General features: G+C 65.6%; 23 protein-coding genes and 1 pseudogene. 14 read left to right on the forward strand and 10 right to left on the reverse strand.

Annotation, left to right across the window (positions count from 1 at the left end; all coding sequences use genetic code 11):
* Positions 1–26: 26 nt before the first annotated feature.
* Entirely contained in the window at positions 27–1,316 is a 1,290-nt protein-coding gene (locus K4G53_RS00855; RefSeq protein ID WP_221383600.1) for an MFS transporter, read from the forward strand.
* Between the two features lie 93 nt (positions 1,317–1,409).
* On the opposite strand, the gene K4G53_RS00860 is transcribed toward K4G53_RS00855, so the two are convergent.
* The 8 genes from K4G53_RS00860 to K4G53_RS00895 all read right to left on the reverse strand — a co-directional run bounded on the left by K4G53_RS00860 (position 1,410) and on the right by K4G53_RS00895 (position 10,864).
* Positions 1,410–2,435 (reverse strand): DUF808 domain-containing protein, encoded by a 1,026-nt coding sequence (locus K4G53_RS00860; RefSeq protein WP_221383601.1) that lies wholly within the window; start codon positions 2,433–2,435, stop codon positions 1,410–1,412.
* Positions 2,436–2,593: 158 nt separating this feature from the next.
* A complete protein-coding gene (locus K4G53_RS00865) occupies positions 2,594–3,931 on the reverse strand; it encodes a right-handed parallel beta-helix repeat-containing protein (protein WP_221383602.1) in 1,338 nt (445 codons plus the stop codon).
* Positions 3,932–3,954: 23 nt separating this feature from the next.
* Positions 3,955–4,905 (reverse strand): carbohydrate kinase, encoded by a 951-nt coding sequence (locus tag K4G53_RS00870; protein WP_221383603.1) that lies wholly within the window; start codon positions 4,903–4,905, stop codon positions 3,955–3,957.
* A gap of 11 nt (positions 4,906–4,916) precedes the next feature.
* Positions 4,917–6,500, reverse strand: a complete 1,584-nt coding sequence (locus tag K4G53_RS00875) for a glycoside hydrolase family 32 protein (protein ID WP_221383604.1) — start codon at positions 6,498–6,500, stop codon at positions 4,917–4,919.
* A gap of 41 nt (positions 6,501–6,541) precedes the next feature.
* Positions 6,542–7,594 carry a LacI family DNA-binding transcriptional regulator gene (locus tag K4G53_RS00880; protein WP_221383605.1) on the reverse strand — a complete coding sequence of 351 codons (1,053 nt, stop codon included), beginning with the start codon at positions 7,592–7,594 and terminating at the stop codon, positions 6,542–6,544.
* 82 nt (positions 7,595–7,676) lie between these two features.
* Entirely contained in the window at positions 7,677–8,627 is a 951-nt protein-coding gene (locus K4G53_RS00885; protein ID WP_221383606.1) for a carbohydrate ABC transporter permease, read from the reverse strand.
* Positions 8,627–9,514 (reverse strand): carbohydrate ABC transporter permease, encoded by an 888-nt coding sequence (locus K4G53_RS00890; protein ID WP_221383607.1) that lies wholly within the window; start codon positions 9,512–9,514, stop codon positions 8,627–8,629. The genes K4G53_RS00885 and K4G53_RS00890 overlap by 1 nt, the downstream gene beginning before the upstream one ends.
* Before the next feature lie 66 nt (positions 9,515–9,580).
* Complete coding sequence (locus K4G53_RS00895) at positions 9,581–10,864, reverse strand: sugar ABC transporter substrate-binding protein (protein WP_221383608.1); 1,284 nt, start codon at positions 10,862–10,864, stop codon at positions 9,581–9,583.
* A 355-nt stretch (positions 10,865–11,219) separates the two neighbouring features.
* Between K4G53_RS00895 and K4G53_RS00900 the strand changes: the two are divergent.
* The 8 genes and pseudogenes from K4G53_RS00900 to bcp form a co-directional block, all read left to right on the forward strand.
* A pseudogene (locus K4G53_RS00900) lies at positions 11,220–11,366 on the forward strand (GH32 C-terminal domain-containing protein); the annotation flags it as partial.
* 253 nt (positions 11,367–11,619) lie between these two features.
* A complete protein-coding gene (locus K4G53_RS00905; RefSeq protein ID WP_221383610.1) occupies positions 11,620–12,420 on the forward strand; it encodes a hydroxypyruvate isomerase family protein in 801 nt (266 codons plus the stop codon).
* Entirely contained in the window at positions 12,309–13,346 is a 1,038-nt protein-coding gene (locus K4G53_RS00910; protein WP_374226131.1) for a 2-hydroxy-3-oxopropionate reductase, read from the forward strand. Before K4G53_RS00905 ends, K4G53_RS00910 begins: the two co-directional genes overlap by 112 nt.
* A 167-nt stretch (positions 13,347–13,513) precedes the next feature.
* Positions 13,514–15,304, forward strand: coding sequence for a glyoxylate carboligase (gene gcl, locus K4G53_RS00915; protein WP_221383611.1), 1,791 nt, complete (start codon positions 13,514–13,516; stop codon positions 15,302–15,304).
* Between the two features lie 2 nt (positions 15,305–15,306).
* Entirely contained in the window at positions 15,307–16,515 is a 1,209-nt protein-coding gene (locus K4G53_RS00920) for a glycerate kinase (protein WP_221383612.1), read from the forward strand.
* Positions 16,508–17,851, forward strand: coding sequence for an allantoinase AllB (gene allB, locus K4G53_RS00925; RefSeq protein ID WP_221383613.1), 1,344 nt, complete (start codon positions 16,508–16,510; stop codon positions 17,849–17,851). The genes K4G53_RS00920 and allB overlap by 8 nt, the downstream gene beginning before the upstream one ends.
* An 8-nt stretch (positions 17,852–17,859) precedes the next feature.
* Positions 17,860–18,513 carry a winged helix-turn-helix domain-containing protein gene (locus K4G53_RS00930; RefSeq protein ID WP_221383614.1) on the forward strand — a complete coding sequence of 218 codons (654 nt, stop codon included), beginning with the start codon at positions 17,860–17,862 and terminating at the stop codon, positions 18,511–18,513.
* Between the two features lie 80 nt (positions 18,514–18,593).
* Complete coding sequence (gene bcp / locus K4G53_RS00935) at positions 18,594–19,073, forward strand: thioredoxin-dependent thiol peroxidase (protein ID WP_221383615.1); 480 nt, start codon at positions 18,594–18,596, stop codon at positions 19,071–19,073.
* 65 nt (positions 19,074–19,138) lie between these two features.
* On the opposite strand, the gene K4G53_RS00940 is transcribed toward bcp, so the two are convergent.
* Entirely contained in the window at positions 19,139–20,533 is a 1,395-nt protein-coding gene (locus K4G53_RS00940) for an MFS transporter (protein WP_221383616.1), read from the reverse strand.
* A gap of 88 nt (positions 20,534–20,621) precedes the next feature.
* Here K4G53_RS00940 and K4G53_RS00945 point away from each other — a divergent pair, with 88 nt between their 5' ends.
* From K4G53_RS00945 to K4G53_RS00955, 3 genes are read left to right on the forward strand one after another with little or no spacing between them, the layout of a single operon-like run.
* Positions 20,622–21,023 carry a hypothetical protein gene (locus tag K4G53_RS00945; RefSeq protein ID WP_221383617.1) on the forward strand — a complete coding sequence of 134 codons (402 nt, stop codon included), beginning with the start codon at positions 20,622–20,624 and terminating at the stop codon, positions 21,021–21,023.
* A 9-nt stretch (positions 21,024–21,032) separates the two neighbouring features.
* Positions 21,033–21,623 (forward strand): GNAT family N-acetyltransferase, encoded by a 591-nt coding sequence (locus K4G53_RS00950; RefSeq protein WP_221383618.1) that lies wholly within the window; start codon positions 21,033–21,035, stop codon positions 21,621–21,623.
* 10 nt (positions 21,624–21,633) lie between these two features.
* Positions 21,634–22,071 (forward strand): VOC family protein, encoded by a 438-nt coding sequence (locus K4G53_RS00955; protein WP_221383619.1) that lies wholly within the window; start codon positions 21,634–21,636, stop codon positions 22,069–22,071.
* 194 nt (positions 22,072–22,265) lie between these two features.
* On the opposite strand, the gene K4G53_RS00960 is transcribed toward K4G53_RS00955, so the two are convergent.
* Complete coding sequence (locus tag K4G53_RS00960; protein WP_221383620.1) at positions 22,266–22,547, reverse strand: hypothetical protein; 282 nt, start codon at positions 22,545–22,547, stop codon at positions 22,266–22,268.
* A 380-nt stretch (positions 22,548–22,927) separates the two neighbouring features.
* On the opposite strand from K4G53_RS00960, the gene uraD reads away from it, so the two are divergent.
* Positions 22,928–23,425: a 2-oxo-4-hydroxy-4-carboxy-5-ureidoimidazoline decarboxylase gene (gene uraD, locus K4G53_RS00965; protein WP_221383621.1), complete on the forward strand. Its 498-nt coding sequence runs from the start codon at positions 22,928–22,930 to the stop codon at positions 23,423–23,425.
* Positions 23,422–23,760, forward strand: coding sequence for a hydroxyisourate hydrolase (uraH, locus tag K4G53_RS00970; RefSeq protein ID WP_221383622.1), 339 nt, complete (start codon positions 23,422–23,424; stop codon positions 23,758–23,760). The genes uraD and uraH overlap by 4 nt, the downstream gene beginning before the upstream one ends.
* The last annotated feature ends 79 nt before the right edge of the window (positions 23,761–23,839 follow it).

Consider the following 23,839-nt stretch of genomic DNA (forward strand, 5'->3'; position numbering starts at 1 on the left):
ACGAAACAACACCCAGGAAGAAGATCATGTCAGTCACAGCAACCACGCCACAGACTGGACGCATGTCCACTGCGAAGACCATCGTCGGCACCGGCATCGGAAACGCCGTTGAATGGTACGACTGGGCCATCTACGCCACGTTTACCCCGTTCATCGCCAGCCAGCTCTTCAGCAAGCAGGATCCGGCGTCGGCCGTGCTCTCCACCCTCGCGATTTTCGCCGTCGGTTTCGTGGCACGCCCCTTCGGCGGCTTCCTGTTTGGCTGGATCGGCGACCGGGTGGGCCGGAAAGCGTCGATGACCCTCGCCGTCGGGCTCGCCTCGCTGGGGAGCCTGATGATCGGCATCGCGCCTACGTTCGCCAGCGTTGGTGCGTTCGCCTCGCTGATGCTGCTGGTGGCCCGGCTTGTCCAGGGCCTGGCGCACGGCGGCGAACTGCCGTCGTCGCAGACATACCTCTCCGAAATGGCACCCAAGGAGCACCGCGGGTTCTGGGCCACCCTGATCTACACGTCGGGGACGGTGGGCATCCTGTTCGGCACATTGTTGGGCGCGGTCCTCAACATGGCCCTGAGCACCGAGGCAATGAACGCCTGGGGCTGGCGGATTCCGTTCCTGATCGGCGCCGCGATGGGGCTGTACGCGCTGATCATGCGGTCCCGCCTGCACGAGACGGAGGCCTTCGAGGGCGAGGCCCTGGCGGAGAAGCGCGCTCCCATCTGGCCGCAGATTGTCCGCCACCGCAAGCAGGCGCTGCAGGTGATCGGCCTGACCGTCGGCCTCACTGTCATCTACTACATCTGGGGCGTCGTGGCACCGAGCTACGCCACCACCGCACTGAAGATTGACCGCGGCGAGGCGCTGTGGGCCGGCGTCATCGCCAATATCGTGTTCATCGCCGCCCTGCCGGTGTGGGGCAAGCTGTCGGACCGGATCGGACGCAAGAAGGTGCTGTTGGCCGGCGCCATCGGCTCGGCGGTGTTCCACTTCCCCATGACCTTGCTGCTGAAGGATTCCGCCTGGCAGCTGGCGGTCTCCATGTCCGTGATGCTGGTCTTCATCGCCGCGAGCGCCGCCATTGTGCCGGCCGTCTATGCGGAGCTGTTCCCGACGTCGATCCGCACCGTGGGCGTGGGCGTGCCGTACTCCATCTGCGTGGCACTGTTCGGCGGGACCGCGCCGTACCTGCAGCAGTGGCTGGGCTCCTCGCTGGGGGCGCCGCAGGTGTTCAACGTGTACGCAGTGCTGCTGCTGGCGGTCAGCGCGGTCTTCGTGTTCACCATTCCCGAAACCAAGGGGAAGGACCTGCAGCACTAGGTTCTCCACAGCGACGACGGGCTCCGCACCTGGTCTGGTGCGGAGCCCGTCGTCGCTGTTCTTTTTTCATTCGCGCCCGGCGCTGGACCGCGGCTAGGAGGCCATGTCGCCGTCGTTCTTCGCCGGCGGCTGGGCGGCGGCGTGGCTGCCACCCTCCGCATGGCTGTCCTTCGCCTTGGCCTTGTTGGACGGCAGTGCCTTGAGCAACGGCGTCAGGACGGCCATGACGATGCCGCCCCAAAGAACCCCGAGCACCGCGGAGCAGAGGGTGTTGACGAGCCAGGCAAGGAAGCCGCCCGCCACGGGAATGCCGGCGAACGGGTGCTCGAGGGCGTGGACCAGGTCGTACGGCGCGTGCCAGCCGAGATCGTGCGATCCCTGCAGCATGATGTGGCCGCCCACCCAGAGCATGGCGATCGTCCCGATGAAGGTGATGGCGCCCAGCACGGCAGGCATTCCCCGCACCAGCATTTCGCCAAAGCGCTGGGAGCTTGCCGAGTCCTTGGCGGCAAGGTGCATGCCGACGTCGTCCATTTTCACGATGAGGGCGACGGCGCCGTAGACGGCCACGGTGATCACTATCGCCACGACGACCAGGATCAGCGCCCGGACCCACAGGGAGGCATCGGGAACCTCGTTCATGGCAATCACCATGATCTCGCAGGACAGAATGAAGTCGGTGGTGATGGCGCCCTTTACTACTTTGGATTCGGCGTCGGCGCCCCGGTCCACGGCAGGCGAGTCTTCGTCGGCCTCGTGGTGGCCGCGCAGTTTGTGCCAGACCTTCTCCGCGCCCTCGTAGCAGAGGTAGGTGCCGCCCAGCATGAGGATGAACGGGATGATCCAGGGGATGAAGGCGCTGATCAGCAGCAGTGCCGGCAGGATGATCAGCAGCTTGTTCCGCAGCGAGCCCCAAAAGATCTTCTTGATCATCGGCAGTTCGCGGGACGGGTCGGCCCCGGACACGTACTGGGGCGTGACCGCGGCGTCGTCAATCACCACGCCCGCCGCCTTGGTGCCGGCCTTGGCAGCTCCGGCGGCCACATCATCCACCGATGCGGCTGCGATGCGCGCCAAGGCGGCAATGTCGTCGAGCAAGGCTACGAGGCCGCCGCTCACTGGTCCGCTCCGCAGTGCCCGGAGGTTGATGGCGTCACTTGAAGGTCTCGGTCGAGGCGCATGATTGGCATGCTCGGAGTATATGTTGGCCGCCCGACCTGCCGCCCACCGGGCCGCGGCTCCGCCTGCCCTCCCCTTGACCGGGAACCCCTTTCGCGTTAGCCGCCGATTGCGGGCGTGGCCCTTAAGGCGTTGGCGGTCCTGTCCGCAATCACCTGCGCTTCCGTTCCCGAGTCGAGGATCGTGTTCCGGGCTGATGCGGGATCAACCACGACGACCACAACCGCAAGCCCTTCCGAAGCCCCGGTAGCCAGCAGGGCGTCCACCTGCGCCGAGAAACAGGAGTCGCTGGAGCTGGCGTGCACGTCCAGCGCCACCACATGGTTGTTGGAGACGAAGTTGCCTGTCCCTTCGGTCAAACGGATGATGACCGGTGTGGCACCTTCAGGACGGATGCTCTGTGAATCGATGACCTCCGAGAAGTGGTTTCCGATGACGGAGTTGTTGTTGCCATTGATGGTCAGAAGCCCGTGAAGGTCGTCCAGTCCATTGTCGACCTCCAGGAAGGGCGTCCAGGGCTCGTGGTCCCGCAGGAAGTGGTTGGTGGCCACGAGATTCTCGGAACTGTTGTCGGCCAGGATCACCATGCCGGGGTAGAACGAATGCAGGCGGTTGTTGCTGACGCTCGAGCGCGTGACCCCGCGCAGATAAACGCTGCTCGCACCGCGGGGGAAGACGTTGTTCGCTGTGATCAGTAGGCCGCCGTGGTTCTCGGCGTAGATCGAGTGGCCCTTGAAGCCTGCCCCTATCAGGTTGTCGGTGATCTTTGACGCCTGTCCCCAGCCGCGCAGCTCGATGCAGCTTCCGCATTCGGCGATGAAGTTGTCATGGATGGACAGCGCATCCGCATTGTGGATGGTGAGGGCGTTTTCCAGGTACACGAAACCCATGCCGTTGACGCGGAAGGAGTCGTTGGCGCTGGCCACATGAATGCCGGTCCTGCCGTTGACGTAGGTGTTTTCCGGATGCAGGGAGGAGCCGTCCGCTGTGAAGTGCAGCCCGTCTATGCAGAAGTCCGAGAATTCCACCGAGCTGATCCTCGGGCTGCCGCTGCGTTCAACGTAGAAGGCTGCTCCCTTGGCAGGGTCGTCCGCGGCGGGGGGAAGGTCAACGAGGATGCGGCTCCCTCCGGGCCACAGCTCATGCAGGTCGGGCCATTCGTCCTCGGGAACGTTGAAGCGGATGCTCGACGACGTGAAGCCGTGTCCCGAGCCCTGGATCCTGAGGAAGCTGATGTCGATCAGCACCTGCGTGCGAAGACGGTAGTCCCCTGGCGGGATGTAGATCACCGCTCCCGGCTTTCCGCCGCTGTCCACGTTGGTGTCGGTTTGCCGGTGCTTGATGTCGGCGATGATGCTGTTGATGACTTCGCCGACATCCTTGGACGCGTTGCCGACTGGCCATGCTGTCACGTCGTAGTAGTTGCTGCTTGGCATTGCTTCTTCCTTGTGGTGATGCATCATTGGGCCATCGTCTGGTGCTCAGGGAGATCGTCCTGCAGTTCCTCCAGAGTGGGCGGCTGGGCGCCCGGGCGGCGTACTGTGATGGCCGCCGCCTTGGATGCCATGCGGCCCAGCGACTCCAGCACCGAGGGCGCCAGACCGTCCGCTCCCCGCATAAGCAGGCCGTAAATCAGGGCAGACATGTACGAGTCGCCTGCCCCGATGGTGTCCACGACGGCAGACTTAACCGGGGGAACGCTGACCCGCGCGCCCGCAGTGGTGAGCAGTGATCCCTCCGCTCCCATGGTGACTGCGACCAGACCGGCCCCCAGTCCGAGAATCCGTTGGGAGACCTCGTCCGGGGACAGCCGCGGATAGAGCCACCGCGCGTCCTCATCGCTGAGCTTAACCGCATCCGTGAACGGGACCAGTACCTCGAAGAGGGTCTGTGCCTCATGGTGGCTGCCGAGCAGGGCGGGGCGGATGTTGGGATCGTAGGTGACCACGCAGCGCTTGTGCGATTGCCCGAGGAGTTCCCTCACCACTGCCGCTCCCGGTGCCAGGAAGGTGGCAATCGAGCCCGTGTGCAGCACTTTGGGCAGGATCGCCGGAGCAATCCGCGGAAGGTCCCAGCGGATGTCGAAGTCGTAGTGCGCCGAACCATCCGATGCAAGGACCGCGGTGGCTGTGGCGGTCGCGCCCAGGTTCCGGGAACCCGGAAGCAGGCGTACCCCTGCGCTTTGAAGGTGTTCCTCGATGGCGGTGGCACGGTGGTCGTTGCCGATCGAGGTCAGCAACGCAGTATCCGCGCCCAGCCGGCCGAGTCCGTAGGCTACGTTTGCGGGCGATCCGCCGGGGTGCTCCACCGTACCCTCGGGAGAGATAACGATGTCCACCAGGGCTTCACCGACAACAACCACGTCACTGCCTGGTTTGGCGTCAGCGCTGGGGTTTTGGGCTGTTGGCATTTTTCGTCCTTTCAGGTGAGCGTTGAGACGGTGAGCTTCTGTATTGTGCCTTGGCCACCCTCAACCGACAGCCAGTTCTCCCGGTTTTCGGCGTCGGGGAAGACAAGGTCGGTCATGACCACTTTGCCGCCTTGCGCGAACACCTCCACCGAGCAATGGTCGACGACGATCAGCAGTTTGAGCACGACGTCCTCAAGGACCAGCGGGGCTGACTCGGCCGAAGCGAACTTTGCATGGAAGCCGGTGCTTCCCGATTGCCTGCGGTCGAGGGTGAGTATGGCATCGGCCGGGTCATAGCTGAGGACAGCGCCCTCTCCGCCGTCGCTGCTGCCGAAGATCCTCAGGGCGACGCGTTCGGCGTTTCCTGGAAGTATCTCGGCCTCAATGACCTGGGCGCTTCCCGGCACCGCGTCCGGCAACCGGAAGGCCGTGTCCCGCAACTCAAAGCGGGCTGCGTTCATTTGCTCTGCGGCGCCTCCCGGCCCTTCTCCCCCGCAGAACCCGGCCAGTATGGGTTGCTGGACCAGCCGGGCGGACCCGTCGACGGCGGTGAGGCGCAGTTCGCGGGCCAGGGTCATCGAGGACCGCCAGGGCGCTGTGGGCAACTGGTTGGCGTAGTCCCAGTTGTTCATCCAGCCAATGATGATGCGCCGGCCATCCGGAGCGTCGCTGAAGGACACGGAGGCGTAGCAGTCGCGTCCCCAGTCCAGCCACAGGCACTGCTGCAAGGCTGCAGACGCCGCCGCGGGATCGCCCAGGGCGCTGACCCCCGCCGGCGCCGGAAGTGAGCAGGCGTCCGGAAGGAAGCGGACGCCGTCGAAAGTCCCCACGAAGTACTGGCCACCGGATCCGCCGGCCACGGCACCGGGGTTGACGTTGATGATCAGCACCCACTTGATGTTCTCCGGGTCCCCGTCCACCTCCAACGGAAAGAGGTCGGGGCACTCCCATTCGCCGGCATCGGCGTTGGCCGGGCCGAACTCGCTGAGGAATTCCCAGGATATGAGGTCTGCCGAACGGTAGAAGACCACTTTCTGGTGCTGGGCTTCGACGGCAACCATCACCCAGAAGCCGCCGGCATCCCCGTGGTAGCGGAAGACTTTGGGATCGCGGAAGTTCGGGGAGTCCCGGGTGAGGACGGGGTTTCCTTCGTATTTGTGCCAGGTCATCCCGTCGTCCGTGCTGTAGGCGAGGGACTGGGCCTGCGTGCCATGGTGTTCTGCAGCGGCTTTGTAGGCGCTCGTGTAGATGGCAATGAGCGCCGGTGAGTCCGCCGTACCGAACCCGGACGTGTTGCCGTGGTCCACCACCACGCTTCCGGAGAAAATGTCCTCTTCCTCGTCACAGGCGATGGCCACCGGATGCTCAGTCCAGTGCAGCAAGTCGCGGGAGGTGGCGTGGCCCCAGGACATGTTGCCCCAGACGTTGCCGAATGGGTTGTTCTGGAAGAAGAGATGGTAGAGGCCGTTGTGGAAGACCAGGCCGTTGGGATCGTTCAGCCAGGTGTCCCTTGCCGTGAAGTGGATGGCAGGCCGGAACCTGGAGGTTTCCGCCGGGGCTGTTTCCGGGCGTGCGGCATCAAGGCAGCTGGTCATGGTCAGGCGTTTCCTCTGGGGACGTGGGGTGGGCAGGGTGCCTACTGGCGGGGAGCCGTGATGGAATCACGGACCACCAGGGGGCAGCCCAGGATGGTCGGGTGGAGCGCCATGAGGGAAAGGTCGGTCTTCCCCTCCACGGCGTCAATCAGGTGCTCGGCGGCCCAGGCACCCATCTCGTAATGCGGCAGGGCCACGGTGGTCAGGGCCGGGTACAGGTTGGCGGCGATCAGTTCCTGGTCATCGAAGCCCACTATTGAAAGGTCATCCGGGATGCTGAGTCCCAGCTCGGCAGCGGCGCGGTAGGCGCCCATCGCCATCCGGTCGTTGTAGCAGAACAAGGCCGTTGGCATGTCGGCGCGGTCCTTCCGGGACAGCATCCGCCGGGCCGCTTCATAGCCGCCCTGCACCTCGGACGGCTCGGACTCGACGGGTGCGGCGTCGCCGTCGAGCCCTGCTTCGTTCAGTGTGGCCCGGAAGGCGCTGAGCCGCTGGCGGGTGGCGGGGACGTCGTCGGTGTTGTTGAGGAATCCGATCCGCCGGTGCCCGGCCGCGAGCAGGGCTTCCACCGCGGCGCGTGCACCGCCTTCCTCGTCCGGGATTACGGCCGTGATGTTTCCACCGGTGGCCACCGAGTCGACCAGGACGGAAGGGACGCTGCCGAGGTTGGCCGGGAGTTCCACATTCCGGTGGTACATCGTGGCGTACAGGATCCCATCCACCCGCCGGTCCAGGAGTGCCGCGATGTCGGCCTGCCGGGATTCAAGGCTCGCCGAGCCAGAGGTGTTGATCACGATCAGGTTGTACCCCCGGGCCTTGGCGGCCTCATCCGCGCCCAGGATGATCCGGCCGGCGTGCGGCGTGGTGGCGATGTCCTCGCTGACCAGGCCCAGCATGCCTGTCCGCTGGGTGCGAAGGGCCTGGGCAAGGCGGTTGGGACCGTAACCAAGCTCCTCCGCAACGGTCCTGACCTTGTCCCGGGTTTTGGGACTGATCCGGGCATAGGAAACCTCGTTGAGGACGTGGGAGACAGTGGTGACGGAGACGCCGGCGGCGACGGCCACGTCCTTGATATTGATGTTCTTGTTGCTCATCTGTCTCCCACGTCCTTATGGTCGGTGATGCCCCTGGGGGTTACCAGTAGGCTACTCGTTGGTGGTCTAACCCTTGCCGGCGCTAGCCCTTGACGGCGCCGAGCGTCATGCCGGCGACAATCCTGCGCTGCAGCAGCAGCGTGAGGAGGATGACCGGGATGGAATAGACCGCGGCCAGCGCCGTCATTGATCCCCAGTCCAGTCCGAACTGGGTCTGGAAGTTCGCGATCACCACGGGGGTGGTCTGCGAACGGATCGCCGTCATCAGGAGCGCGAAGAGGAATTCGTTCCAGGAGGCCAGGAAGGCGAAGATCGCTGTGACGGCGATGCCGCCGGAGACCACCGGGATCACGACCCGCCACAGGGCTCCAAGCCTGCTGCAGCCATCCACCGTGGCAGCCTCCTCCAGGTCTTTCGGCACCGCTTCGAAGAAGCTGGACATCAGCCAGATCGAAAGCGGCAGCGAGATGGTGGTGTGCGCGATGGACAGGGCAATGGGTGTGTCGGCCAGGCCCATTGATGCCATCATGGACGCCAGCGGGATGCCGATCGCCACCGGCGGCACCATGCGGGTGACCAGCGCGGCCATGATGAAGATCCGGCCGCTGAGGGTCTTGTACCGGGTGATGCCGTAGGCCGCCGGTACCGCCAGCACAAGGGAGAGCACGGTGCTGATGATGGCTGTCTGGATGCTGTTGATGAAGGAGGCCGGCACACCGCTGCGGCCCAGCGCGTTGGCGTAGTTCTCCAGCGTCCACTCCTTGGGCAGGATGGTCGGCGGTACCGCAATGGTGTCGATCGGCGTCTTGAAGGACGTGAACAGCAGGTACAGGAACGGGAAGCCGTAGAGCACCATCGCGGCTGCGAGCAGGACCCACAGCAGAGTCCGGGTGCTCCGGCGGCCGGCTTCCAGTCCCTCGCGGTTGGTGCCGCGGCGCCTTCGCAATGGAACGACGGCGGCCGGCACTGAAGGTACCGCCCCCGCCCTGGCCGGTGTGCCGGCGTCGTGCGTTGTTCTTTCCGCGACGCGCATCAGTTGTCCTTTCCTGGCCGCCAGATGGTGGCCACCGCGAAGAATGCGACGGCGAGCATCGCCAGCAGGTAGATGGTGCCCATGGCGCTGGCCAGCCCCGGATCGCCGAAGCGGATCATGGTGCGGTAGATGAGCAGGCTCATGGTCTCCGAGGCCGACTGCGGGCCGCCGTTGGTCTGGATGAGGATGGTGTCGAACGCCCTCGCCGCGTCGATTCCGCGAACCACCAGCGCCACGGCGATGACGGGGCGGAGCAGCGGCAGGATGATGCGGAACAGCAGGGCCGGTGCCCGCGCACCGTCCAGCCGGGCCGCCTCGATGAGGTCACCGGGGATGTTTTGCAGGCCGGCGAAGAGCACCAGGCACATGAAGGAAGTGGTCAGCCAGATGTCCGGGATGGCCACCGAGTACAGCACGATGCCGGGGTCCGACAGCCAGCCGATCTGGTTCGGGTTGGACAGGATGCCCGCCTGGTGCAGGAGGGTGCCGATCAGGCCGAAGTTGTCGATCATCAGGAACTTCCACAAGAGGCCTGCCACGATCGGCGCGATCATCAGCGGGTACATGAACACGGTCCGCCAAATCTGGGAGCTCCTGCCCAGCATGGTGAACAGCAGCGCCATGCCCAGGCCGAGCGCGAACTCGAGGGACACCACCACCAGGGTGTAGGCAAGAGTCCGCCAGCCAGCGCCCGTGAAGGCCTCGGAAGCGAAGGCCCGGAAGTAATTGTCCAGGCCCACGAAGTCCCGGGGTCCGCCGGCAATCGGCGAGATCTTGAAGAAACTGTCCGCCACCAGGCGGAACAGCGGGAAGGCAACAAACACTGCCAGGAACAGCGCCGCTGGGGTCATCAGGAACAATGCGAAGCGGCGATCGGAGATACGCACGGTTTTCTCTTCCGCTGGTTGGGGCCGCGGCCGGCGCCGGTCATACAGGCGCCGGCCGCGGTGGTCTTACTTAAGGAGGCCTTCGATCTGCTTCTTGGCGTCGGCGAGGAGGGTGGCGGAGTCACCACCGGCGACGGCCTTCTGCAGCATGGGAACCAGCACGGTGTCCACGATCTGCTGCCACTTCTCGGTGGCCGGGCGGGTTGCCGTGGCCTTGCCGTTGAGGGTTTCGATCAGCGGCTTGAAGCTCTCGTAGCCGGGCTGGTCCTGGTACTTCTCAAAGGCCGAGATGCGGGCTGCCAGGCCCAGGTTGGATTCGATGCCCTTGTCGTTGTAGTCGTAGGCACACTTGACGAACTTCTTGGCGGCGTCCGCGTTCTTGGTGGCCTTGGGAACGGTGAGGTACCAAGGCCCGGGAACGCCTCCGACGCCGGCGGAACCGGCGATCATAGGAGCAGTTCCCACCTTGCCTGCCACGGCGGAGTCCTTGGGGATCTGGCGGTAGGCGTGCGCCCAGAAGCGGGTCATAGCCGTCTTGCCCTGGTTGAAGAGGTTCTGCGCGGCGGCCCAGTCCACCTGGGCGGCGCCGGCGGGGGCGTCCTTGACCAGGCTGGTGTAGAAGTCCAGGGCTTCCTTGTGGGCGGCGTTGTCGATGACCACGTTGTTCTTGTCATCCAGGACCATGGGCGAGCCGGCCTGCAGGACGTGGGCCAGCCATTCGGTTTCCACGCCGCCCTTCACGTCGGTTCCATACATCCCGTCCTTGGTGAAGAATTGGGAAATGTCCTGGTACTGCTTCCACGTGGTGGGGGCTGCGAGGGCGTAGCCGTACTTGGCCTGGAAGTCGGCCTTGTTCTTGGCATCCTCGAAGAGGTCCTTGCGGTAGAGGATGATTTCGGCGTTTGTCCAGGCAGGCATGCCGATGAAGTGGCCGTTGACGTTGGCTTCCTTGACCAGGGCCGGGAAGATGTCCTTCTTGGCCTCATCGGTGAAGAGTTCGTCGATGGGCTGGACGGCGTCCTTGAAGCTGGGCAGCCACACAGAGTCGAGGGCGGCGACGTCGAACGAGACGTTGCCGGAGGAGAATTCGCTGGAGAGGCGGTTGAACATGCCGTCGTAGGGCAGTTCGACGAAGTTCACGTCGACGCCGGTGTCCTTCTTGCACTGTTCGGCGACGCCCGTGAGTTCGGCGTGGCCGCCGGCTTCGACCAGGACGTTCACAGTGCTGGTGCCGGCGCTCCCGGACGACGATGCCGGGCCCCCCGCGCCGCACCCGGAGGCGGCCAGTGCTACGGCGGTGCAGATGCCGCCGATGGTGGCGAGCCTGGTGATGGTCTTACGAGTGGACATCTCTGTCGACTCACTTTCTCTCGAACGGAAATGGCGAGACTGGCTATGGGGTGAAAAATCGTTTTGCTAAAACGACTTGGCAACAAGATAGGCCGCCTTAGAGCCGAGTGTCAAGGGTCACACCTTCACGAATATGAACTATTGACGGTTGGGGCCCTGGCGTCCTAACGTGAAGGGGAGCTGGAAGATAAATCGTTTTGTCACATGTGGCAATCCGCCGTTAGGATTCACATCTTCGGAGGCCAGCAGCCACCTGGAAAGGGAGGCTCCCCAGGCTCCGGGCCACCGGCACCTCATTGGGGTTCTTTGACCGGCCCCCAGCCCGCTCCACCGATCAGCTACGCACTCCCCCGTCGAAGTATTTGCACAGGACGGCTTGGCGACACTGACCGACCAGGTGTTCCCGGCAGCCGGCGCCAACGCCCTTGCGGTCTTCGCAGAGGGCGGAACCGCCAGGCTCGAAAGCCTGTCGGTCACGCCCCTCAGCAACGCAATGTGGTAGCCGCGGCGGCGGGTGAGCGATCACAAAGGCAAGGGTCCCGTGCGCAGAAGCGCGCGGGACCCATTGCCTTTTAACCCGACTCCGGTACAGCCCGGCGCCCACCGCGCCCACAGCCTGCCCTCCCCTTGACTCCCCCACCCCACGTTCCCTACACTTTTCATAAAGCAGAATCTAAATTCCACAAAGCGGAAACGGTGAAGATGCCGGAAGCAAGGGAAGATAGATCAAAGCCCCTCCCTCGGAAGGACCTACGATGACGTACACAGTGAACTGCTCGATCCTCCTCACGGAGCTGCCCCTGCTCGAGCGTCCCGCCGCAGCCAAGGCAGCAGGCTTCGACGCCGTCGAGTTCTGGTGGCCCTTCGAAACCTCGGTCCCCGCGGACAGCGAAATCACCAAGTTCGAGAACGCCATCACGGACGCCGGCGTCCAGCTCACCGGCCTGAACTTCAACGCGGGCAACATGCCCGGCGGTGACCGCGGCCTGGTCTCCTGGAAGGGCCGCTGCTCCGAGTTCAAGGACAACATCGACGTGGTGGCCGGCATCGGTGAACGCCTGGGCTGCAAGGCCTTCAACGCCCTCTATGGCAACCGGCAGGACGACGTCACCCCCGAAGAGCAGGACGAACTCGCCGCCAAGAACCTTGCGGCAGCTGCCGAAGGCGTCGCCCGCATCGGCGGCACCGTCCTCCTCGAACCCGTCAGCGGCGCACCCAAGTATCCGCTCCTGACCGCCGACGACGCACTCAAGGTCATCGCCCGCGTCAAGGCCGAGGCCGGCGTCGGCAACATCAAGCTCCTCGCCGACTTCTACCACCTGGCAGTCAACGGCGACGACGTTGAAGCCGTCATCGAAAACCATGCCAAGGACTTCGGCCATATCCAGATCGCCGACAACCCCGGCCGCGGCGCCCCCGGCACCGGCACCCTCCCGCTCGGCGAATGGATCGCCCGCAGCCGCGAACTCGGCTACGAAGGCTACATCGGCCTCGAATACAAGGAACCGCAGGAGACGGCCTTCAGCTGGGCCATCCGCGAGCGCATCAGCCGCTGAAAACGGCCACCAACGCCCCCACAGACTTTCCAGAAAGAAGAACCATCATGAGCAACGTTGCAGTTATTGGCCTCGGAATCATGGGCCTGCCCATGGCCATCAACCTGGTCAAGGCCGGCCACACCGTCACCGGCTTCAACCGCAGCCAGGACAAGATCGACAAGCTGGTCTCCGAAGGCGGCAAGGGCGCCTCCAGCATCGCTGACGCGGTCAAGGATGCCGACGTCGTCATCACCATGGTGCCGGACTCCCCCGACGTCGAGGGCGTAGTCAGCGGCAAGGACGGCGTCTTCGCCAACGCCAAGCAGGGCACCCTGTGGATCGACGCCTCCAGCATCCGCCCCGACGTCGCAAAGCGCCTCTCCGACGAAGCCCGCGAAGCCGGCATCCGCCCCCTCGACGCCCCGGTCTCCGGCGGTGAACAGGGCGCCATCGACGCCGTCCTCTCCATCATGGTCGGCGGCGACAAGGCGGACTTCGACGACGCCCAGGACGTCCTGAACGCCGTGGGCAAGACCATCGTCCACGTGGGCCCCTCCGGCTCCGGCCAGACCGTCAAGGCTGCCAACCAGCTGATCGTCGCCGTCAACATTGAGGTCCTCGGCGAAGCCATCGCCTTCCTTGAAGCCTACGGCGTGGACACCGACGCAGCCCTCAAGGTCCTCGGCGGCGGCCTGGCCGGCTCCAAGGTCCTGGACCAGAAGGGCCAGAAGATGCTGGACCGCAACTTCGACCCCGGCTTCCGCCTTGCCCTGCACCACAAGGACCTGGGCATTGTCACCTCCGCCGCCCGCGAAGCCAACGTCGCTATCCCCCTCGGCGCCGTCGTCGCACAGCTCGTCGCCGCCACTGTCAACCAGGGCGACGGCGCACTGGACCACTCCGGACTCTTCAAGCAGGTCCTCCAGCTCAGCGGCAGGAAGTAGGAGCAGCCCCGCCAAAACGGGGCACTTCGACACAGACACGCGGGCCGCCGTCGTCAATTACGACGGCGGCCACCCCCAAAGTGCCCCACCACAAGTCGTGGGGGTACTTCAGCACACCCAAAAACACCCAGACTTCGCCCCCAAAGGGGCACAACAAGGAGCACCCCATGAGCAAGATGCGTACCGTTGATGCAGCGGTGGCCATCCTGGAAAAGGAAGGCGCCATCGAGGCGTTCGGCCTGCCAGGCGCCGCCATCAACCCCTTCTACTCCGCAATGCGCGCCCACGGCGGCATCCGCCACACCCTGGCCCGCCACGTTGAAGGCGCCAGCCACATGGCCGACGGCTTCAGCCGCGCCAAGGACGGAAACATCGGCATCTGCATCGGCACCTCCGGCCCGGCCGGCACCGACATGATCACCGGCCTGTACGCCGCCTGGGCAGATTCCATCCCCATGCTTTGCATCACCGGCCAGGCTCCAGTTGCCAAGCTGCACAAGGAAGACTTCCAGGCCGTGGACATCGAGTCCATCGCCAAGCCCGTCACCAAGATGGCCATGACCATCCTGGAGCCCGGCCAGGTTCCCGGCGCCTTCCAGAAGGCCTTCCAGCTGATGCGCTCCGGCCGCCCCGGCCCCGTACTGCTGGACCTGCCCATCGACGTGCAGATGGCCGAGATCGAATTCGACATCGACACCTACGAGCCCCTGCCCATCGAAAAGCCCAAGGCCTCCCGCAAGCAGCTGGAGAAGGCCCTGGACATGCTCCTGGCCGCCAAGCACCCGCTGATCGTGGCCGGCGGCGGCATCATCAACGCCGGCGCCTCCGCGCAGCTGGTGGAACTCGCCGAGACCCTGAACGTACCGGTCATCCCCACCCTGATGGGCTGGGGCACCATCCCGGACGACCACCAGCTCATGGCCGGCATGGTGGGCCTGCAGACCTCCCACCGCTACGGCAACGAAAACTACCTGCAGTCCGACTTCGTGATCGGCATCGGCAACCGCTGGGCCAACCGCCACACCGGCGGCCTGGAAACCTACACCGCCGGCCGCAAGTTCGTGCACATCGACATCGAGCCCACCCAGATCGGCCGCGTGTTCTCCCCGGACCTGGGCATCGCGTCCGACGCCGGTGCGGCGCTGGCCGGGCTGGTGGAGCTCGCCAAGGAACGGGCTGCTGCCGGGTCCCTGCCGGACTACAGCGCCTGGGTTGCCGAATGCCAGGACCGCAAGGCCTCCCTGCACCGCAAGACGCACTTCGAGAACATCCCCATCAAGCCGCAGCGCGTGTACGAGGAGATGAACAAGTCCTTCGGACGCGACACCACCTACGTGTCCACCATCGGCCTGTCCCAGATCGCCGGCGCGCAGATGCTGCACGTTTTCGGCCCGCGCAAGTGGATCAACGCCGGCCAGGCAGGCCCCCTGGGCTGGACCGCCCCGGCAGCCCTCGGCGTGGCACGGTCCAACCCTGACCAGACCGTGGTGGCCCTCTCCGGCGACTACGACTTCCAGTTCATGATCGAGGAACTGGCCGTGGGCGCGCAGTTCAACCTGCCGTACATCCACGTGGTGGTGAACAACTCCTACCTCGGCCTGATCCGCCAGTCCCAGCGCGGGTTCAACATGGAACAGAACGTGTCCCTGGCCTTCGAGAACATCAACAGCTCCCACCTGTCCGAGGACACCCGCGGCTACGGCGTGGACCACCTGAAGGTGGCCGAGGGACTGGGCTGCAAGGCCGTCCGCGTGGAGGACCCCAACGACCTCGCCGCCGCGTTCGACAAGGCCAAGGCCCTGATGGGCGAATTCCAGGTTCCCGTGGTGGTCGAAGTGATCCTGGAAAAGGTCACCAACATCTCCATGGGCGTGGAAATCAACGCCGTGAACGAGTTCGAGGAACTGGCCGAAACCGCCGCCGACGCCCCCACCGCCATCCTGGCACTGCAGGGCTAACCATGCGGATCGTGATTGCTCCGGATAAGTTCAAGGGATCGCTGTCCGCCCCGGAGGTGTGCAGCCACCTGGAAAAGGGCCTGCAGCGCGCGGCCGGTACGGCACACAACAGCAACCTTGAGGTGGTCCGGATTCCGGTGGCCGACGGCGGCGAGGGCACCCTTGACGCCGCCGTCGGCTCCGGCTTCACCCGGCGCACGGCAACGGTGACCGGCCCGACGGGTGAACCCGTCGAGGCCGAGTTCGCCGTACGCGGCCATGAGGCTGTCATCGAGATGGCGACGGCGTCGGGGCTTGCCCTGGTGCCAAGCGTCAGGAAGGGCAGCCGCCCGGACTCCGCAGACGCCGCAGCCGCCTCCAGCCTGGGCACCGGGCAGCTCATCCGGGCTGCGCTCGATGCCGGCTGCCGGCGGATCGTGCTCGGCGTTGGCGGCAGTGCCAATACCGACGGCGGCGCGGGGCTCCTCCAGGGGCTCGGCGCCAGGTTCCTGGACGCCCGGAACAACGAACTGCCACCCGGCGGAGCGGCGCTGGCTAACCTGCACAGCATTGACTTCACCGACTTTGAACCCCGCCTGGTGGACACCCGCTTCGTGCTGGCATCCGACGTCGACAACCCCCTGCTGGGCGCACAGGGCGCCGCGGCGGTTTTCGGCCCGCAGAAGGGTGCCACCCCACAAGACGTCGGCATGCTCGACGCCGCCCTGGCCAGGTTTGTCGAAGTCCTGGCCAGGGAAATCGGATTCCGCGCCGTCAAGGCCGCGGAGGCTCCCGGAGCCGGCGCGGCCGGCGGCGTGGGCTACGCCGCCATCGCTGTCCTGGCCGCAACACGGCGGCCGGGAATCGACGTCGTCCTCGAATTCACCGGGCTGGCCGACCGCCTGGCCGGCGCAGACCTCGTGGTCACCGGCGAAGGCAGCCTCGATGAGCAAAGCCTGCTCGGAAAGACCCCGATGGGTGTTGCCCGGGCAGCCGCCGCGCAGGGCGTCCCGGTGGTCGCCGTCTGCGGCCGGACCACCCTCGGGCAAAGCCAGGCAGCGGCCGCCGGATTCGAAGACGTCTACGCTTTGACCGAACTCGAAAGCGATGTAAACAGGTGCATAGCAGAGGCCGGACAGCTTCTGGAACAGCTCGGCACCCAGATCAGCGGGAGGTTGGCAGCCAACAGGCTGTCCCGCACCCCAAGCACCAAGGAGGACCTCCGTGTCTGAAGAACGTTTTGACCTCGTCATCCGGGGCCGGCGCATCCTGACCACCGCCGGCATCGCCCCGCGTGAAGTGGGAGTCCGCAACGGCAAGATCGTGGCCATCGAACCGCTGGGCAATGGCCTGGCCGGTGCCGAAATCATCGAACTCGCCGACGACGAGACGCTGCTTCCCGGCCTGGTGGACACCCACGTCCACGTCAACGAGCCCGGCCGCACCGAGTGGGAGGGCTTCGCGTCCGCCACCCGTGCCGCGGCAGCCGGCGGTGTCACCACCATCATCGACATGCCGCTGAACTCCGTCCCGCCCACCACCACCGTGGAAAACCTCAAGCTCAAGCGCGAGGTGGCCGAGGACCAGGCGTTCATCGACGTCGGATTCTGGGGCGGTGCCATCCCCGGCAACAAGGCGGACCTCCGCCCCCTGCACGATGAAGGCGTGTTCGGCTTCAAGTGCTTCCTCCTGCACTCCGGCGTGGACGAGTTCCCGCACCTGGACGCGGACGAGATGGAAGAGGACATGGCCGAGCTGAAGTCCTTCGACTCGCTCATGATCGTCCATGCAGAGGACTCCCACGCCATCGACCGCGCCCCGCACCCGGGCGGCGACCACTACTCCACCTTCCTGGCCTCCCGCCCCCGCGGCGCCGAGAACAAGGCCATCGCCGAGGTCATCGAGCGGGCCCGCTGGACCGGCGCACGTGCGCACATCCTGCACCTGTCGTCGTCGGACGCCCTGCCCATGATCGCCTCCGCAAAGCGCGACGGCGTCAAGCTCACCGTGGAGACCTGCCCGCACTACCTGACGCTGATGGCCGAGGAAATCCCGGACGGCGCCACCGCCTACAAGTGCTGCCCGCCCATCCGCGAGGCCTCCAACCGGGAACTGCTGTGGCAGGGCCTGCTGGACGGCACCATCGACTGCATCGTCTCGGACCACTCCCCCTCCACGCTGGACCTGAAGGACCTGGAGAACGGCGACTTCGCCGTGGCCTGGGGCGGCGTTTCCTCGCTGCAGCTGGGCCTGTCCCTGATCTGGAGCGAGGCACGGCAGCGCGGTATCCCGCTGGAGCAGGTGGTGTCCTGGATGGCCGAAAAGCCGGCCAACCTGGCCCGCCTCACCAACAAGGGCCAGCTGGCGCTGGGCTATGACGCCGATTTCGCCGTCTTCGCCCCGGACGAGGCCTTCGTGGTGGATGTCTCCAAGCTCAAGCACAAGAACCCCATCACCCCGTACGACGGCAAGACCCTGGCGGGCGTGGTCCGCAAGACTTTCCTGCGCGGCGCCGTGGTGGACGGCCAGACCCCAACGGGCAAGCTGATCCGCCGCGGCGGCGTATAGGACGCGCCATGGCTGTGGAAGCCCATCACCCCAGGGGCGTGCACCGGAGTCCTGTGCACGCCAAACGGGCAGCGGCACGGGGCCTGGCACTGTGGGTTGTTCCAGCCGAAGGAACCAGCCCCGAAGTCCTGCGCCACGCCGCCCAAATGGTCCTTGCGAGGGCCCTCGAAACTGCTCCGGAGGCGGAAGTCCACTGGCCTGCCGCCGGAGCCCCCACGGCCGGGTTCTCCGCCACGGAAGGAGCCGCAGCCGACTCCTCTCGCGCTTCTTCCATCGCGGAGAACCCCGGCGCAACTGATGCCGACGGCGGCACCCACCTGCCGCCGTCGGCCGGCCCCGTCAGCACCATGGCCGTGGACCTGGCCGCCGAGATGGTCCTGCTCGACGGCCAGCCGGTGCCCCTGACCGGCGTCGAGTACAAGGTGCTCCGCTACCTGGTGACCCACCTGTCCCGTACCGTTGCACGCGAGGAACTGCAGGAGTTCCTCGAGTCGCTGGATTTCCCGGGCGCAACCGCCCGGGCCATCGACGTCTACGTAGGGCGGGTCCGCCGGAAGCTGGGCAACGCCCGGCACGCCGTTGCCACCGTCCGCGGCGGCGGCTACCAGTTTGTCCCCGGGCCCCACGCGGTTGTCCGGGGACCGGCGGAATACTGCATATGACGCGGGAGTTGTATCTCTAAGCGGCAACCCGCTTCACTAGATGTTTGGCCATCACTGACCGAGTCTTTCAAAGGAACGCCATGAGCCCCACCCTGACCACCAAACTCCAGCCCGGCACCCCGGCTCCTGAGTTCACCCTCCGGGACGCCCAGGGCCGGGAAACCTCCTTGGCCGATTACCGTGGCAAGAACGTCATCGTGTACTTCTACCCGAAGGCCGCCACCCCCGGGTGCACCACCGAGGCCTGCGACTTCCGCGATAGCCTGGCCTCCCTGCAGGGCAAGGGCTACGAAGTTGTCGGCATCTCTCCCGACGCCCCCGAGGCCCTGGCCGGTTTCACGGACGACTTTTCCCTGACCTTCCCGCTGCTCTCCGACCCCGACCACGCGGTCGCCCTGGCCTACGGCGCCTGGGGCGAGAAGCTGGTCAACGGCGAAATCCATGAAGGGATCGTACGCTCCACGGTTGTGGTGGACCCCGACGGCAACGTCACCCTGGCCCAGTACCAGGTCCAGGCCGACGGCCACGTCGCCGTCCTGAAGGAAGCCCTGGGACTCTAACGCTCCATTACATCCTGCAGCGTTTTCCCGGATGCCCCAGCACATATTGCTGGGGCATCCGGCGTTTAACCTGCGGCCTTGGCCTCTGCCGGCGCCTCCGCATATGAAGCGGAAACCCGGCGGTAGACCGGGGTCAGGAAAGCCAGCAGGGCGGCGGCAATCATGATGATCCCCGCCACCAGGAACACCAGGGCGATTCCGCGGGAGGTGCCTTCCCCCAGCAGCGGCGCCAGGACGGCCGACCCCTCCGCGGAGCGGGCGTACGGGATGATCCAGAACTGGGCAATCGGCGCAATGAGGAACGCCGTGACTGGCGCCGCGGCGGACTCGAATGCCATGGCGAAGCCAAACACGCGGCCCTGTTTCGGCAGCGGCACCACCCGCTGGATCACGGTTTGCTCGGCCGCCTCCACAAACGGGACCAGCACCAGGTACAGCCAGATCCCGAGGATGTAGAGCCACGCCCACTCCCGCAGCGTAAAGACCGCTCCGAGGACCCCCATGGCCGCCACCGCAAGGAGCAGGGTGCGCAGGGGGTTGGCGCCCAGCCCGAATTTGCCGATCAGGGCACCACCGATGATGAACCCGGTGGATCCGACCGCAAAGACGGCGCCCCACATTTCCACGGAGAACATCTCCAACCCGTACGGATCCATCAGTGCCATGTAGACGCCGCCGATGAAGTTGTTGAACGTCGAAAACAGGATCAGCGCGAACAGCCCGGAAATGGCCAGCACTGCCGTGAACGAGCCCCGCAGGTCGAATCCGCCGTGGGCGTCCGTTGCCGCCACGCGTACTTCCTCGGGCATCCGGAGGGTGAGCAGGTGCGCGAAGGCCGCGGCCGTGAGGACCAGCGCGACGACGATGGTCCAGCCCATTCCCAGCAACCCTACCGACAGTCCGGACAGCAGGGAGGTCACGATGAACATCAGCCCCTGCACCATCCCCACCAGCCCGTTGGCGTTGGCGCGGCGGTCCGGCTCGATGAGGATGGTGACGGTTGTCGACAAGGCGATGTTCCGCATGTTCTCCACTACTGCGCCGACAAGGATGACCAACGTGAAACTCCAGAACCAGGGACGCCCCAGGTCCAGCAACGACGCCGCAGGCGTGAGCAGGAACATGACCCCGGACAGCGCGAACATCACCAGGCTGAAGCCGGCCGCGAAGCGCATCACGGCCAGCTTGCGGCAGCGGTCCACGAAGGTGCCGAAACTGACGCTCGACAGGGCAATCAGGAGCATGTAGGCGCCGCCCACCACCCCGGTGGCGATCACGTTGCGTGTCTCCAGGTAAAGCCAGAAAGTCAGTGCGAACCACAGGTAGCTGGTGGTGATGTTGGCCAGGGCGGTGTTCACCAGGATGCTGGTGAAGGTGCGTGAACGCTCGGCCGGGGTACGTGGCAAGGTGCCGGCAGTATCGGGATCCGCAGCGGTCCTGCCCGGTTCCTGCTGGGTCATGGGTCCCAGTGTAGTGAGGCACAACCTGGGCCAACAGGGTGGAAACTGGACTGACCGGCTTGCACTGTTACCAGGAGAAAGGGAAGCCATGTCGGATGAAACGTGGGACAACGGGACCGACCCGCGCCTCCTGCTGCTGTTGACCTCGGTCTTAGGAACCGGCCCCGATGCCACCATGGAGCTCACCGTGGTGGTTGACGGGACGGTCATTTCCGGCTCGGTGGTGTCGGAGCGGGCGTGGACGCAGCGGCAGAACGACCAGGTGCGGATCGGCAGCTGGGCCATCGCCGGCACCCTCGACGCCTGGGACTCCAGGGCGGTCGAACAGAGGGCGGATGACGCCGGTCCGCTGACCGGGGAACAGCACCGGTACATCCATTTCCTGGGGCCTGTGCTGCTTTCGGGTGGAACCAGGGTGCCGCTGCAGGCAACCAGGGTTGATCTCCGCAAGGTTGCCGCATGGAGCATCGGCCGGGTCCCAGAGGATTAGGAGTGCAGCATGGCGATTGAGGTGCGCCCGGCAACGGCCTTCGAGGACGTAGCCACGATGGTGGGCCCGAAGCGCCCCGACGCCACCGTATGCTGGTGCCTGAGCTACCGGATACCCTCCAAGCTGAACGTCTCCCTGCGCGGGGCCGAGCGCGGGGAACTGGTGAGGCAGCTGGTTGCGCAGGATCCGCCGCCCGGGGTTTTGGCGTACGACGGCGGCGAAGTAGTTGGGTGGGCAGCGGTCCACCCGCGTGCGGACACCAGTTTCGCCCGGAACCGCAGGATTCCCCACGTGGACGGGCAGGATGCCTGGTCCGTGTGGTGCCTGCGGGTCCGCCCCGGCCACCGCGGCAAGGGCATCTCGCACAGGCTGCTGGCGGGGGCCGTCGAGTTTGCCCGCTCCTACGGTGCGCCGGCCATCGAGGGCTACCCGGTGGACAACCGCGGCAGCAAGGTGGACCTCACCATGGCCTACGTGGGCACCCGCAAGCTCTTCGAGGACGCAGGCTTCACCAAGGCTGCCGACACCGAATCCGTATTGAATGGTTTTCCCCGCGTGCTGATGCGGCTGGACCTCCAACAGCGGCCTGAGCTGGGCTAGCATCGGACCCATGGCAATCCAACGCATGGACCACGTGGGCATCGTGGTGACTGACATGGCTGCCGCAACAGCCTTCTTCGTGGAGCTCGGCCTCACGCCGGTGGGCAGCGGAGAAGTGGAGGGCGCCTGGGTGGACCGCATCATTGGGGTCGCCGGGGTCCGGTCCGAAATCGCCATGCTGGAGACCCCGGATGGCCGGTCACGGCTTGAGCTCAGCAGCTTCCACACGCCGCCAACTCCCGACGGCGACCCGCAGGCCCCCGCCAACGTCCCGGGCCTGCGCCATGTCTGCTTCGCCGTGGACGACGTCGAGGACACCGTCACCCGGCTGAAAGCGCACGGCGGCGAGCTGGTGGGCAGCATCGAACGGTACGGGGACGTCTTCAGGCTCTGCTACGTCCGCGGCCCGGAGGGCATCATCGTCGAACTCGCCGAAGAAATCGGCTGATTCAGCACCAGGAGGAGAGGGCTCACTTCCGGCGCCAGTACTTGCCCCAGTCAACTTCCATGGCCCACAGCGCAAGGAGCAGCGCGTCCATGGTCATCAGCCCCGCCAAAAGGTACGCCCAACCTGCCAAAGAACCCACTGCAATCTCCTGACCTGGTATCCCCCAGCCAATCGATTGCTGCTAAGTGTGGCACTTAAACCGCCGGTACGGAACGCCTTCCGGCAGCAGTGTGGAAAAGATCCTCGAGCCTGTGGTGCGCCTCGGTCTCCAGCTTGAGCCGGCGGGTCAGCTTTTCCACCTGCCGCGACATTTCCTCCCCTACCGGGAGCCTGTCTCCGGGCCAGCTGGACAACTCCCGCGATTCCGCGAGTGCGTGCTCCAGGTCCCTGGCCGCTGCGCGGACCTTCCGGGAATGGAAGTAGAGGCGCAGCAGCGCCCTGGCTTTCTCCACTCCGGTCCTCTTGAGTTGTTCCATCGCCTCCCCGCCTTCCGCAAGCAGTGCAGCTTCCGGTGCGGTCGTCGTCGAGCCCTGCCTGGAAGCCGTTCGCTTCCCTTCGAGTGTCCCCGCAGTTCCTCAACGTCCTGGCAAGCAGGTGCAAAGGTTTCCACAAGATATTCGGAGCAGTGAATGGCCAGGTTTCCCAGTTTTGGCGGCCCGGCCTGGTGCGGGCCAGGGCCGGTTACCTGCTGTACGCTCTTGACACGGGCCGAGGCCCTGTTCTTGAATATTACGTATGCTGAAATAACAGTTCCATGATGCGGAAGCCTGCCGCCCTTTGCCGGTTCAGGCGCCGAGTCTCCCGGCCTCCGCATAGCCGTCACCATGGATGCCAGCAGACCGAGGAATGAGCCAGCATGCAGCTTGCCGAATTCAACGCGGCAGATCCCGCCGCGGCCAGGGCCACCCTGCGCCCATGCATTGATATCACCAGGTGGGTGGATGCCGTGGCAGAGGCCCGGCCTTTCGCAAACCGGAACGAACTCCTGGAGTTCGCGGCCAACGCCGCCAATCCCTTCACGTCCGCCGAGGTGGAAGCTGCCATGGCACACCATCCCCGGATTGGGGAGCGTCCGACGGCGGCAAGCACCGAGGCGTCCATGTCGCGTTCGGAGCAGGCCGGGGTGGACCCGGCAGATGCCGCAGCGGCCGACGCCCTGGCCCGGGGCAACCGGGAGTACGAGGAGAAGTTCGGCCGGGTCTTTTTGATCCGCGCCGCCGGCCGCACCGCGCCGGAGATCCTGGAGGCCCTGGATACCCGGCTCTCCAATTCCCCTGAAGACGAAGACACCATCGTGGCGCAGCAGCTGCGTGAGATTGCCGTACTGCGGCTCGAAGGACTGATCAGCGAATGAGCGTTTCACACGTCACCACCCATGTCCTCGACACCGGTGCCGGGCGCCCGGCGGCGGGTGTCGCCGTCGTGCTTTCAACAAACGACGGCGGCACCTGGCGTGAGCTGGCAGCGTCCACCACGGACTCGGACGGGCGGGCGAAGGACCTGGGTCCGGAGCGGCTGGAACCGGGCCACTACAAACTGAGCTTCGCCACCGGCAGCTACTACGCCGGCCTGCAGACTCAGACGTTCTTCCCCGAAGTGGACCTGGTCTTCGAAGTCACCGGCCCCGAGCACTACCACGTACCGCTGCTTTTGAGCCCCTTTGCCTACTCCACCTACCGGGGGAGTTAGCAGGCCCTTCAGGCCGGTTGAAAACCACCCGGGTTAACGCAATGTCACCGCCGTCACAGTTCCCGGCATAGGATCAGGA

Origin of the sequence: Arthrobacter sp. MAHUQ-56 (genome assembly GCF_019710585.1) — a bacterium.
Taxonomy (GTDB): domain Bacteria; phylum Actinomycetota; class Actinomycetes; order Actinomycetales; family Micrococcaceae; genus Arthrobacter.